The organism is Nocardia sp. NPDC005978, assembly GCF_040614455.1.
GTDB lineage: Bacteria > Actinomycetota > Actinomycetes > Mycobacteriales > Mycobacteriaceae > Nocardia.
In genome coordinates this window covers 30,892-42,638 of record NZ_JBEXUS010000070.1, presented here as the reverse complement: position 1 = coordinate 42,638, position 11,747 = coordinate 30,892, and the positions used below count along the sequence as shown (strand labels likewise).

The following is an 11,747-nucleotide window of genomic DNA, read 5'->3' as shown; positions in this document are numbered from 1 at the left end:
CTACCCGTCGCTGTTGGTTTCGGCTGGGGTGGGCGTTAGCGGGGGGTCAGCGGGGGGGACTGCGTCTAGTTCGCGTTTCCGAATTGCGCGTGGCCGCCGGGTGTCCGGCGGCCTCGCGGCATTTCGGGGTGGTCGGGTGCGATCGGCGGGTGCGCGACGCCGTGCGATTTGCCGGGCCGTGCCGCCGATCGCTCGCGGCACCGGGTGTTCGTGCGGCTCACCCGTGTTCGCGCACGGAGGTGATGGCGCGGATCTCCATGGACGTGCGGTCGAAGTCGCGGTCGGTGACGCCGGTGGATCCCCGGTACTCCCGGGCGGATTCGCGGTGGAAGGGGACGGCCCGGCCGGCGGCGGCGAACAGGGCGGTGAGGCGAGTGAACATGGCTGCTGCTCGGGATTCGGTCGTCGCGGGCTGGAATGCGCCGGTCGGGGCGCGGTGTTGCAGGGTGGGGGCGATGGCGGTCATACGTGGTCCTCGCTGTTCCGGAGAGATTCGGTGGCGCCGTACGCCATGGCGGCGTAGGTGAGGTAGCCCAGGGCGCTCATGGCGGTTCCGGCGGTGGTGATTGCGACGAGCGGGTGCATGGCAGTAAGTTTTCTTTAGTTCAGTTCCTGCCAACAGTGGCTGTTCTGACATTGTTCGCAAAGATCCAGCCAGGTAGGGTGGGGCCATGCTTTCCAAGGTCGCCGTCGTGCTCAACGACCGCCTCGCCATGTTCGAATTCGGCGTGGTCTGTGAGGTTTTCGGGCTGGATCGCACGATGGACGGCCTGCCCGCGTTCGACTTCCGGGTGTGCGGGGTGGAGCCCGGAAAGCCGCTGAGCACCTCCAGCCCGGGGATCAAGGTGACGCCGGAGTACGGGCTCGAACAGCTGCTGGACGCGGATCTGGTGGCTATTCCGGCCTTTCCGTTCGCGGCCCTGCAGAACGTGGACGCGCGGGTCGTGGACGCGGTGCGGGCGGCCGCGGACAACGGGGCCACCGTGCTGACCGTGTGTTCGGGGGCGTTCCTGGCGGGGGAGGCCGGGCTGCTGGACGGGCGCAAGTGCACCACGCACTGGCGGTACGTCGAACAACTGGCGCAACGGTTTCCGCAGGCCACCGTCGATCCCGACGTGCTGTTCGTGGACGAGGGCACGCTGATCACCAGCGCAGGGACCGCGGCCGGGATCGACGCGTGCCTGCATCTGGTGCGGCGCGAGTTGGGGAGTTCGGTGGCCAATGCCATCGCCCGGCGCATGGTGGTGCCGCCGCAGCGCGACGGCGGGCAGCGGCAGTTCATCGAGCGGCCCGTGGTGGATTGCAGCTCGGACAGTCTCAGCGACACCCTGCACTGGATGGGCGAGCACCTCGAGTTGCCGCACACGGTGGAATCGCTCGCCGAGCGGACCGCCATGTCGACCCGGACCTTCGCGCGCCGGTTCGCGGCCGAAACCGGGACCACGCCGGTGAAATGGCTGACCGGACAGCGGATTCTGCTCGCCAAGCAATTACTGGAGGACACCGAGCTGGATCTGGAGTCGCTGGCGCACCGGTGCGGGTTCGGATCCGGGGCGCTGCTGCGCCATCATTTCCAGCGGCTGGTGGGGATCGCGCCGGTGGAATATCGGCGCAGGTTCGGGGCCCGGGTGTCCTAGCGGGCGGGGTTCGCGGCGCGATCGTCGCGGGCGGTAGCGGCGGTGTGACCGCGCGGGCGCGCGGCGGGTCGTGCCAGTCGGCCCGCGGGGCGGTGCGGTTGATACCGTGCTGACGTGTCGCACACTGCTCAGACAACCGATCGGCCGCTGCGGACGCTGGTGCTCGGTGGAGCCCGGTCCGGGAAGTCGGCCCTCGCGGAACAATTGGCCGAAGCCGCCGCGGGCGCGGCCGGGCGGGACGGGGCGGTGCGCTATATCGCCACCGCGGTGCCGGATCCGGGTGATCGGGATTTCCTCGAACGTATTGCGGCGCATCGGGCCCGGCGGCCCGGGCACTGGACCGTGGTCGAGGGCGATCCGATCGCCGCGCTGGGCACGCCGGCCGCCGCCACGCTGATCGATGATCTCGGGACCTGGTTGACCGCGCGGGTGGACGCGCGGGCGGCGTGGGGTTCGCCGCGCGGGACGCTCGCGCCGGATTTCGACGCGTTGGTCGCCGCGGTCAGCGCGTACGAGCACCCGCTGGTGATCGTGAGCCCCGAGGTCGGGCTGAGCGTGGTGCCGTCGTCACCGTCGGGGCGGTTGTTCCGGGACGAGCTGGGGACGCTGAACCAGCTGCTGGCCGCGGTGTGTGACGAGGTGTACCTGGTGGTGGCGGGGCAGCCGCTGCGGCTGAAGCCGGATCTCGCGGGCGCGGCGACCGCCGTTGTGACGGGTGCGGTCGCGGGTGTGCCTGCCGCGCAGGCGTTCTCGGCCTCCGATGCCGAGGTGCAGGGACCGGCCGACTTCGATGTCGCGCAGGTCGAGGGGGTGGAGGCCGCTGGGGCGCAAGGGGTCTCGGCAGCCGAGGCGGTGAGCCCCGAGGTGTTGCTGCGGCCGAATTCTGTGCAGAGTCAGGTTGTGCGGGCCGCCGGGACGGCCGGGGGCGCGGAGTCGAAGGATGAGGCGGATGCGCCCGCCACCGGCGCGGGCACCGTGCCCGCGGGCGGTGCGGCGGGGAACGGTGCGGCTGCCGCGGCTGCCGTGGCGGTCGGCGCGGGTGTGGGTGTCGCCGGGGATTCGGCCGGCGGACTGGACTTTTCGAAAAAAGAGGTCGCCGAGGTTTCGTTCGGGGTGGTGCCCGGGCCGGACGCGGCGGTGCGGCTCGCGGCCGCGGAGCGGCAGGGGTCGCTGACCAAGCCGGGCGGGGCGCTGGGGCGGCTGGAGCGGCTGGCGAACTGGGTGGCCGCGTGCCAGGGCGTGTGCCCGCCACGGCAGTTCGAGCGAGCCCGCGTCGTGGTGTTCGCCGGGGATCACGGGGTGGCCGAGCACGGGGTGTCGGCGTACCCGAGCGCGGTGACCGGGCAGATGGTGGCGAACTTCCTGGCCGGTGGGGCGGCGGTGAACGTGCTCGCGCGGGTGGCCGATGCCACGGTGCGCGTGGAAGACATTGCGGTGCAGGGCGATACCGCGCCGGAGATCTCGCGGCACAAGGTGCGGCGGTCCAGCGGGTCCATCGATCGGGAGGACGCGCTCACCGCCGAACAGGTGCGGGCCGCGCTCGCGGCGGGTGTCGCGATCGCCGACGAGGAGATCGACTCCGGGGCGGATCTGCTGATCGCCGGGGATATGGGAATCGGCAACACCACACCGGCGACGGTGCTGATCGCGACGATCACCGATACCGAGCCGGTCATCGCGGTGGGGCGCGGGACCGGGGTCGACGATGCCGGGTGGATCCGCAAGACCGCCGCGATTCGCGACGCCATGTGGCGGGCGCGGCCGTTCGCGAAGGAGCCGATCGACCTGTTGCGCACCGCGTCCGGGGCCGACTTCGCCGCCATGGCGGGGTTCCTGGCGCGCGCCGCCGAGCGCCGCACGCCGGTGATCCTGGACGGGGTGGTGGTGACCGCCGCCGCGCTGGTGGCCAATCAGCTGGCCTCGGGCGCGAGCGAATGGTGGGTCGCCGGGCATCGCTCGAGCGAGCCGTCGCACAAGATCGCCCTCGACCGCCTCGGCATGGAACCGCTGCTGGAGATGGAGATGCGCCTGGGCGAAGGTTCGGGCGCGCTGACCGCGCTGCCGCTCCTGCGCGCGGCCGTCGCGACCCTGGGCGAGATGGCGACCTTCGCCGAGGCGGGCGTGAGCACCGCCGGCGCGCCGGAAACCGCCGGTGCCTAGTGCCCCGGCACCGACCGCCGGGCCGAGCGGCTCGGCGGGAAGCAACGTTCGGCGGAACCGTCCGAGGCCGCGAGTGCGCATGTGCGCTGAAGTGTGTAGCTGCGAAGGCGACTTCGAGATATGCGCGGCGGGTGGGGTGACAGGCGATTCCGCTCGGACTGCGGGGTGCGGTCGTGACCGTGCCGAGCTGCCTCGCCGCAGCCCTGGTGTGCGGCGGCGACCACGACCCGCACCGCTTCCGGCGCAACGGGGTTGGCGTCCGAGGCGGCAAAGCGCCGGCGAGCGGGGTCGTTCTTGTCGCCGACGCGTCGGTCTGCGCGGTGGTGTGGCACGCAGACCACCTGTGAACAATGCGGAGCTCAGCGGCTGGGCGTTCCGGGGGATCAGCGCCGGCCGGGTGTGGGTGCGGTGAACGCTGTGCGGCTGGTGGTGTCGTGGCTGACGGTCGTTCCGGTGCGAGGGCCGGAGACGGTGGATCGGGTGGGGGCGGGGCGGGCCATCGGGCTTGCGCCGGTGGTGGGGGTGCTGCTCGGGCTGGGGGCGGCCGGGTTGCTGTGGGGCTTCGACGTTGTGGGTGGGGTGGCGCTGCTCGGCGGTTTTCTGGCGGTGGCGGGGCTGGGGTTGATCACGCGGGGGATGCATCTCGACGGGCTGGCCGACACCATGGACGGGCTCGGGAGTTACGGGTCGCCGGAGCGGGCCCGGGAGATCATGAAGAGTGGCGGCGCGGGGCCGTTCGGGGTGGCCGCGCTGGTGTTCGTGGTTGCCGTGCAGGCGGTTTCGTTCGGGGCGCTGGCCGACGCCGGGCGGTGGGCGGCGGTGGTGCTGGCCGTCGCGGTGGGGCGCGTGGCCGTGGTGGTGGCGTGCAGGCGGGGTGTCGAGGCCGCGCCGGGGGCGGGATTCGGTGCTCTGGTCGCGGGGACGCAGGGGCCGGTCATCGCACTCGGGTGGGCCGGAATCGCCTTGGTGGCGGGGGCATTCGTCACCGATCGGTGGTGGGTCGGGCCGACGGGCGTCGCGCTCGCGCTGGGGCTCACATGGGTGCTGGTGCGGCACTGCGTGCGGCGGTTCGGCGGGTTGAACGGCGATGTGCTCGGCGCCGCACTGGAACTCGCGGTCACGGTGAGTGCCGTGGCGTTCACGCTCGGCTAGTTCCGCCCCCGGAGGGGTTTCGCCGGCGGTTCGGGATCGGCCCGCGCCGGGTAATTCGATTGCGGCGCGGCGGCGGCGTTCCTAGGGTGGGCGCCATGCCATGTCACTACTGCGTGCGTTTCCGTTCCGCCCGGGCTCTGGCCCGCTAGCGGACGCAGGCGTTCTCTCGCGCGTCCGCAGGCGCGGCCCAGGGCCCTTCGAGACCTCCTATCTCTCGAAGCCCCGGAAGGGCACACGCTGTGGCGCAAAAATTCTCATCCCATACCTCCGGCTACCGGAACTACTCCCATACCCAGGGCAAGGTCGGCGCGAGCGGCGGGCACACACCCCGCGACCGCGCCCGGCGCGAACTGTCGCAGAACTTCCTCGTCGATCCGCGCGCCGTGGAATCGATCGTGCGGGCCGCCGAACCGAGCGGTGTCGTGCTCGAACCCGGCGCGGGTGACGGTGCGGTGACCGTGGCGCTGGCCGCGCGCGGAGCCCGGGTCACCGCGTACGAGATCGATCCGCTGCTGGCGGCGAAGCTGTCCGCGCGGACCCGCGCGGACGGTGGAATACGGGTCGTCCGCGGCGATTTCATCAAGGCCCGAGCCCCGCGTGAGGCATTCGCGGTGGCCGGGAACATCCCGTTCTCCCGAACGGCCGCGATCGTGGACTGGTGCCTGAACGCGCCCGCGCTCACCTCCGCGACCCTGCTCACCCAGCGCGAGTACGCGCGCAAGCGCACGGGCGACTACGGGCGCTGGAGCCTGGTCACCGCGGCGACCTGGCCGTGGTTCGGCTGGGAACTGCGGGCGAGCGTGGGCCGGGACAGTTTCCGGCCGGTGCCCGCCGTGGACGCGGCGATCCTGCGCATCCAGCGCCGGGCCGAACCACTGGTGGGTGATCGCGCGGCCTTCACCGCACTGGTGGAGCTGGGCTTCACCGGGGTCGGCGGGTCGGTGCGGGCGTCACTGCGCACCCGATACCGGGGCGTGGACGCGGCGCTGGCCGCGGCGGGGATCGCACCGGACACGGTGGTCGGGTACGTGCATCCCGAGCAGTGGATCGCTGTGTACGACTCGCTCACTTCGTAAAGTCCCGGGGCCGAGTCGATTCCGGTGAATCGGCTCGGCCCCGGGAATTGATCGGCCCGGCGGAGTAATTCGAATTCGGACCGACCGGACGGTCGTTTGTATGTATTCGACTGCGGCATAACAGTTTAGTTGCTGTACGCAATCCGACCGGCCCGCAGCCCCGAATATGTTGATGAATGAGTTCCCCCGTGGCCTGGGAGGCGGAGTCGATCATGGCGTTGCAAATGGGTGCGCTCGTACTGTTCGCGGCGGTGGCGGTCGCGGTATTCATACTCGGCGATCGGATGCGTCCGGCGCGGTGGCGGCACGACGACGACGAAGCCTCCAGCACCATGGTGCTGGATCTGGTGAATATGTTCTTCGCGGCCATTGTGGCCTTCGTGGTCGTCATTCTGTGGCAGCAGTACGACAATGCGCACGCGCACACCGTGGCCGAGGGCAAAGCCCTGGTGGTCACGTATCAGGCGGCCAATGATCTGCCCGAGGCCGATCGCAAAGAGATTCAGTCGCTGGTGAAGGAGTACACCGAGGGCGTCATCACCGACGAGTGGAAATCCATGGACGAGGATTCCGCGCTGAGCGAGACCACCCAGGCGACCTTCGACGACCTGCGCGCTGCGGTCGGCGGGGTGAGTTCGCCGGATCCGGATGTGAAGGATCTGGTCGAAAAGGCCGACGGGGCACTGGATGTCATCGCCGAGGCCCGGTACGACCGCGCCCTGGACGCCGAATACCGGCTGCCCACCTTCATGTACATCGCGCTGTGGTTCGGCACCGGCATGCTGCTGGTGGGCACCGTGCTGTCGGGGATGGCGGTCACCAAGCGCAGCATCCTGATGACCGCGCTCTTCGGGTTCGTGGTCGGCGCGGTGATTCTGGCCGTGTACCAGCTCGATCGGCCCTTCGGCGGCGGCAACGTCATCTCCAAGGAAGCCTATGAGCTCGCGATCTCGCGGTTCGAGCAGATTCCGGCGCCCGAACCCGCACCGGTCCGGGTCGATCCCGCGGTGAGCGTGACCCCGCGCTGATCGGGCGGGGCCGGACGAGTCATTCGCACAAGGCATTCGGAGACAGACGATGGGGCGAAAACAGCGAGCCGCACGCGGGCTGGCGGTAGCGACGGCGGTTCCCGTGGCCGCGATTCTGCTGGCGGTGCAGCCGGGATCGGCGCTGGCGCAGCCGGATCTGCCGTCGATCGGTGAGATTCTCAGCGGCAGTGCGGGTTCGGCGGGATCCTCGGGCGGCGAGATCGACGCGCCGTCCGGCAGTGCGCTGGGACTGGGCACCGGAAGCGGCGCGGCGGCGAGCGGGTCCGGGGGCGGACTGCCTTCGGGCAGTGCGCTCGGGCTGCCCGATGCCGCCGCGGCCGTGGGCATTCCGCTGGGCAGCGGTAGTGCGGCGGGGATTCTCGAGCCGGTGTTCGACGCGGCCGAGGCTCTCGCGCTCAGCAGTGGGCACGCGGCGGCGGCCGCGCCGGGCACGCTCGGGGAGTCCCTGGGTTTCGAGAACGGCAGTGTGCTGACCGCGTGCACGGGCAGTGCCGTGGTCGGCAGCGCCGTGCTGGCGCTGGGAATCTTCACCGGCAGCGGCTTCGGTTCCGGGCTCATCGGGCCCGGATTCGTGCCCGGCTCCAGCGGTTTGGTCGGGCCGGGGTCGAGCGGGCTGGGCAGCGTGGTGGTCGGCAGCGCCGTGCTGGGCAGCGCGGGGCTGACCTGTCTGCTGCTGTTGCCGATGCCGCTGGCGTCGCCGGGTATTCCGCTGGGGTTCCCGGCCGCGCCGGCCGCCGCGCCCGCGCCCGCCCCCGAGGTGATTCCGGCGGTGGTGCCCGAGCTCGTGCCGTTCCTGCCACCGCCGCCGCGGGTGATTCCCCCGCCGCCGCGGGCGTTTCCGGCGAGCGAACCGCTGCCCGAGCCCGAGCCCTGGTCGGCGTTGCAGATGATGACCGTCATCGTGTTGACGATCATCGCCGCGACGCGCGCCAAGATCGCGCGCAGTCGCGGGGAGTGAGGGTGGATCGTCGCGTCGCGCACGCCGGCCGCTGTTCGGCCGTGCGCGGGCCGACCCGGTAGCCGCTGCGGACCGGGCCGGTTCGGGCGGCGGCGGCGCGATCGTAGGATGGGCCGATGACCGGATCGGAAGGGGTGCGCGGTGGGCGGTGAGGACGGCGCGAACGCCGGTGTGCCCACCCGGACCCTGGTCGAGAGCATGCTGCGGGCGGATTCGACCATCGACGCCGGTGAGCTGTACGCGGTCGGCAACGCGCTGGGCATGAGTGATCAGCAGGTGCGGCTGTGCGTGCGCCGGTTGATCGGCGACGGGCAGGTGACGCAGGAGGGGCGCGGCCGCAAGGCGGTGCTGCGCGCCACCGAGGCGCTGCGCCGGTCGGTCGCGCCGAACGTGGATTACCTGCGCTACATGTACGCGCAGGATCGCGGCGACGCGCCCTGGGACGGCGTCTGGCACCTCGTGGCGTTCGCCGTGCCGGAGTCGGTGCGCCATGCCCGGGATGCCATGCGGGACAGGATCGTTCACCTTGGCGGGGCCCCGATTCAAGGCGGGCTGTACGTGTGCGCGAATCCGTGGGAGGCGCGGATCGCGGCCGCGGCGGCGGAATTCGCGGTGGGCGAGTTCATCACCACGATGACCTCCACCGACCTGCGGATCGGGGCGGTCGGCACGCCACGTGATCTCGCCGCGCGACTGTGGCCGCTGGAGCGCCTGGCGGCCGGGCAGCGGCGGCTGGCGCTGGCGGCCGAACGCCACCTCGACCGGCTGCACGCCGCCGAACCCCTCACCCCCACCGAACATCTCACCATCGCCGTCGAGTTGGCCGCCGAGTTCGACCGCGCCACCGATCCCGATCCGCTGCTGCCCCCGGAACTGCTGCCGTCGCCGTGGCCCGGTGCGGCGGCGCGTGAGCTGGTGGCGCGCTGCTGGGCCGAGTTGCTGAAAACCCGTGCGGGCGAGTCGATTCAGCTGTTCGAGGTCTATGCCGAGGTACTCGGAGAGGTCGCCGCCGGGCGCTGATCGGGCCGGGCGACCACTGCGTCGTCCAGTGCGGGCCGCGGTGCGCGCGGGGGTGCGGGATACGCGCTCGATTCCGCACCGTCGCGCCCGGTCTCGGCGGGCAGGGAATCGATTTCCCTCTGCTCAGCGCCCTCGACACCGCTGCCGGTCCGGTCGGCGCCGCGCCTGTTCGCCGGCCTCCAGGCCGGCCGGCCTGTTCGCCGGCGGGTGGTTACGGCCCGCCCTCCGAGCTGTCGATCATGCGATGCCCGGTGGCGATCGCCTCACCTCGCATTGCCGAACGGACTCGCGCAACCATCGAGCTCGTCCGGGTCCGCGCTGTCTGTGACGCCCTGTCCGTAGCGGGTGTGCCGCGTGAACGGCGCGGGCAGGGAGCCGGAATCGATGAGAGCTTCTGTCCGCGTGTTGATTCCGTTGCCGATGCTGTGGATGGTCCGGAGCAGGCCTCGGCGGTGTGGGCGATTTCCCGTAGCGCACTATCGTTCGTGATACCGTCGATCGTATCGAATGTGAACGATCTTGAAGGTTGGGAGGACCTCATGCGGGTGTTGGCACTGGGTGGAGGCGGGGCGATGGGGGCCGTTGCCGTGCGGACCGCCGCCGGGTTGGCGGGGGTGTCGGAGATCGTTGTCGCTGACCGCGATCTCCATGCGGCGCAGCTGGTTTCGTCGACGCTCACCGCGGAGACCGTGCCGGTTCGCGCCGAGCGGGTTGACATCACCGATCCGGGTGAACTGCGGGCGGCGCTCGATGCCGCGGACGTCGTGCTCAATACCGTTGGGCCGTACTACGAATTCGGTGTCGGCGTACTGGGCGCGGCCATCGAGACCGGGACCCACTACCTCGACATCTGCGACGACTGGGAACCCACGCTCGAGATGCTCGAGCTCGACGAGCGGGCGCGGTCCGCGGGGGTGTGCGCGGTCATCGGCATGGGGGCCAGCCCCGGGGTCAGCAATCTGCTGGCGCTGGCGGCGGCGCGGGAGTTCGAAGTGCTGCGGGACATCTACACGGCGTGGCCGGTGGACGCCGGCGGGATGAATCCGGACATGGGGGAGCTGGTGGGGCCGCAGGGGCGGCCGTCGGCGGCCGCGGTGCACTGGATGCAGCAGTTGAGCGGCACCGTCGCGCAGGTGGGGGACGGGCGGATCGTGCGCCGGCGGCCGCTGCGGGCGGTGCGGCTGGACCTGCCGGGCGGGCTGGGCGGCACCGCGTACACGTGCGGACATCCCGAGCCGGTGACGCTGCACCGCACCCTGCGGCCGACGGGGGAGTCGGCCAACCTCATGGTCGTGCGGCCATCCACGGCCGCCTACCTGGATTCGCTGCGCCGCGATCTCGACGCGGGCCGGCTCACCAATGCCGAGGCCGCGGCCCTGGTCGCCGCGCCGGGCGTGCTGCGCGGCCTGCGGGCGGCCTTCGCATCGCTGTGGTTCTCCTCGCCCCGGACGCTGCCGCCCTTCTTCGCGGTGGCGACCGGGACCCGGGAGCGGCGCGCGGAGACGGTGCTCGCGCGCCTGCCCGCGGCCGTGGAGGCCTTCGTCCTGACCGCGGACATGGCCACGGTCACCGGGGTTCCCTTGGCGCTGGGCCTGTCCCAGGTCATCGACGGCGGCGCGCTCGTGCCCGGGGTGCGCCCGCCCGAGGCCGTGATCGATCCGCGGCGCTTCTTCACCGACCTCGCCGCTCACCTCGGGCTCCCCGAATCCGGCGACGTGATCCTGGAAAGAGCCTGATACCCAAGGGAAGTCCCTACCTGCGGAACTTCTCCTCGAGCTCGGTCGCGGTGGCCTGGAGATCGGCAGGGGTGTTGTATTTGAAGATGCCCCGGTAGCCGGACTCCTCCTTGATGGCCTGCTCGACCGCCGGATCGTGGTAGATCTCGGTCAGTTTCAGGTACGTCGGGTTGTCCTTGTCGGCGGCGCGGGCGGCGAAGACGTTGATGTACTGCTTCAGGTCCGGGCGCTCGGGATCGTCGGTGTAGATGATCTCGTTCGCGGTCAGGCCCGCCGGGCGGGCGAAGGTGTCGTCCACGAAGGCGGCGGCCACGCTGCCCAGGGACTGCGCGGTGAGCGTCGGGTCGATGGGGGTGAGCCGCACCTTGGAGGCCGCCGGGTCCACGTCCTCGATCTTGGAGTCCCAGCTCGCGCCGTTCTTCAGCACGACCAGGCCGGCCGCGGCCAGGCTCAGCAGCGGCCGCACCTGATTCGCCGGATTGTTGCTCAGGGTGATCTCGCCGCCCCGTGGAATGTCCGTCACCGACCTGTACTTCTTCGAATACAGCGCGAGCGGGAAGACCTCGGTCGCGCCGATGGGTACCAGGGTGTCGTTGTTGCGGGCGTTGTAGTTGGCCAGATAGCGCACGTGCTGGAACTTGTTGAGATCCACCTGCCGCTGCGAGAGTGCGGGATTCGGCTGGTTGTAGTCGCTGAAGCTGACGTACTCGACCGTGATGCCCGCGTCGCCGGCCTTGCTCTTGAAGACCTCCCAGTGCGGCAGCGCGAGATCGTTCACACCGATGCGCACCACGTCCGAGGGGTGGTCCCTGCCACAGGCGGCGGTCAGGGTCAGCGCGAACAGGAGTGGAATCACCAGAAGACGGCGCATTTGTCGCATTTTTGGCAAAGTAGCCGCGCGGAGGCGCCCTGCGGCAGTGTTTGGATCCGGGGGATCGCAACCATTGCCGGTCGGTTGC

Annotated in this window: 11 protein-coding genes; 8 read left to right on the top strand and 3 right to left on the bottom strand. The window is 71.1% G+C overall.

Translation table 11 applies throughout. The annotated features are described in order from the left end of the window. Positions 1 to 217: 217 nt before the first annotated feature. Positions 218 to 466, bottom strand: coding sequence for a hypothetical protein (locus ABZ319_RS27060; protein ID WP_354989302.1), 249 nt, complete (start codon positions 464 to 466; stop codon positions 218 to 220). Further along, the gene (locus ABZ319_RS27055; RefSeq protein ID WP_354989301.1) at positions 463 to 585 is read right to left on the bottom strand and encodes a hypothetical protein; all 123 of its coding nucleotides are present in this window, start codon (positions 583 to 585) and stop codon (positions 463 to 465) included. The genes ABZ319_RS27060 and ABZ319_RS27055 overlap by 4 nt, the downstream gene beginning before the upstream one ends. A gap of 86 nt (positions 586 to 671) precedes the next feature. On the opposite strand from ABZ319_RS27055, the gene ABZ319_RS27050 reads away from it, so the two are divergent. The 8 genes from ABZ319_RS27050 to ABZ319_RS27015 all read left to right on the top strand — a co-directional run bounded on the left by ABZ319_RS27050 (position 672) and on the right by ABZ319_RS27015 (position 10,788). Next, the gene (locus ABZ319_RS27050) at positions 672 to 1,637 is read left to right on the top strand and encodes a helix-turn-helix domain-containing protein (protein ID WP_354989300.1); all 966 of its coding nucleotides are present in this window, start codon (positions 672 to 674) and stop codon (positions 1,635 to 1,637) included. Positions 1,638 to 1,751: 114 nt separating this feature from the next. After that, on the top strand, positions 1,752 to 3,797 hold the full coding sequence (gene cobT / locus ABZ319_RS27045; RefSeq protein WP_354989299.1) for a nicotinate-nucleotide--dimethylbenzimidazole phosphoribosyltransferase: 2,046 nt from the start codon (positions 1,752 to 1,754) through the stop codon (positions 3,795 to 3,797). A gap of 408 nt (positions 3,798 to 4,205) precedes the next feature. Further along, complete coding sequence (locus ABZ319_RS27040) at positions 4,206 to 4,949, top strand: adenosylcobinamide-GDP ribazoletransferase (protein WP_354989298.1); 744 nt, start codon at positions 4,206 to 4,208, stop codon at positions 4,947 to 4,949. Between the two features lie 239 nt (positions 4,950 to 5,188). Then, the gene (gene erm, locus ABZ319_RS27035; protein WP_354989297.1) at positions 5,189 to 6,025 is read left to right on the top strand and encodes an ErmE/ErmH/ErmO/ErmR family 23S rRNA (adenine(2058)-N(6))-methyltransferase; all 837 of its coding nucleotides are present in this window, start codon (positions 5,189 to 5,191) and stop codon (positions 6,023 to 6,025) included. A gap of 176 nt (positions 6,026 to 6,201) precedes the next feature. Further along, positions 6,202 to 7,053, top strand: coding sequence for a DUF4239 domain-containing protein (locus tag ABZ319_RS27030; protein WP_354989296.1), 852 nt, complete (start codon positions 6,202 to 6,204; stop codon positions 7,051 to 7,053). A 103-nt stretch (positions 7,054 to 7,156) separates the two neighbouring features. Further along, positions 7,157 to 8,032 (top strand): hypothetical protein, encoded by an 876-nt coding sequence (locus ABZ319_RS27025; RefSeq protein ID WP_354989295.1) that lies wholly within the window; start codon positions 7,157 to 7,159, stop codon positions 8,030 to 8,032. 198 nt (positions 8,033 to 8,230) lie between these two features. Beyond that, the gene (locus ABZ319_RS27020) at positions 8,231 to 9,052 is read left to right on the top strand and encodes a PaaX family transcriptional regulator C-terminal domain-containing protein (protein ID WP_354989305.1); all 822 of its coding nucleotides are present in this window, start codon (positions 8,231 to 8,233) and stop codon (positions 9,050 to 9,052) included. Positions 9,053 to 9,591: 539 nt separating this feature from the next. Beyond that, positions 9,592 to 10,788 carry a saccharopine dehydrogenase NADP-binding domain-containing protein gene (locus ABZ319_RS27015; RefSeq protein ID WP_354989304.1) on the top strand — a complete coding sequence of 399 codons (1,197 nt, stop codon included), beginning with the start codon at positions 9,592 to 9,594 and terminating at the stop codon, positions 10,786 to 10,788. Between the two features lie 16 nt (positions 10,789 to 10,804). Here ABZ319_RS27015 and ABZ319_RS27010 read toward each other — a convergent pair whose 3' ends face one another. Further along, positions 10,805 to 11,659: a MetQ/NlpA family ABC transporter substrate-binding protein gene (locus ABZ319_RS27010; protein ID WP_354989294.1), complete on the bottom strand. Its 855-nt coding sequence runs from the start codon at positions 11,657 to 11,659 to the stop codon at positions 10,805 to 10,807. Positions 11,660 to 11,747: the final 88 nt, after the last annotated feature.

What these genes read in the sequence shown, in the direction of transcription:
- ABZ319_RS27055 (WP_354989301.1), bottom strand. Translation starts at nt 585, where the DNA reads ATGCACCCGCTCGTCGCAATCACCACCGCCGGAACCGCCATGAGCGCC.
- ABZ319_RS27030 (WP_354989296.1), top strand. Translation starts at nt 6,202, where the DNA reads ATGAGTTCCCCCGTGGCCTGGGAGGCGGAGTCGATCATGGCGTTGCAA.
- ABZ319_RS27010 (WP_354989294.1), bottom strand. Translation starts at nt 11,659, where the DNA reads ATGCGCCGTCTTCTGGTGATTCCACTCCTGTTCGCGCTGACCCTGACC.
- ABZ319_RS27050 (WP_354989300.1), top strand. Translation starts at nt 672, where the DNA reads ATGCTTTCCAAGGTCGCCGTCGTGCTCAACGACCGCCTCGCCATGTTC.
- ABZ319_RS27015 (WP_354989304.1), top strand. Translation starts at nt 9,592, where the DNA reads ATGCGGGTGTTGGCACTGGGTGGAGGCGGGGCGATGGGGGCCGTTGCC.
- ABZ319_RS27020 (WP_354989305.1), top strand. Translation starts at nt 8,231, where the DNA reads ATGCTGCGGGCGGATTCGACCATCGACGCCGGTGAGCTGTACGCGGTC.
- ABZ319_RS27060 (WP_354989302.1), bottom strand. Translation starts at nt 466, where the DNA reads ATGACCGCCATCGCCCCCACCCTGCAACACCGCGCCCCGACCGGCGCA.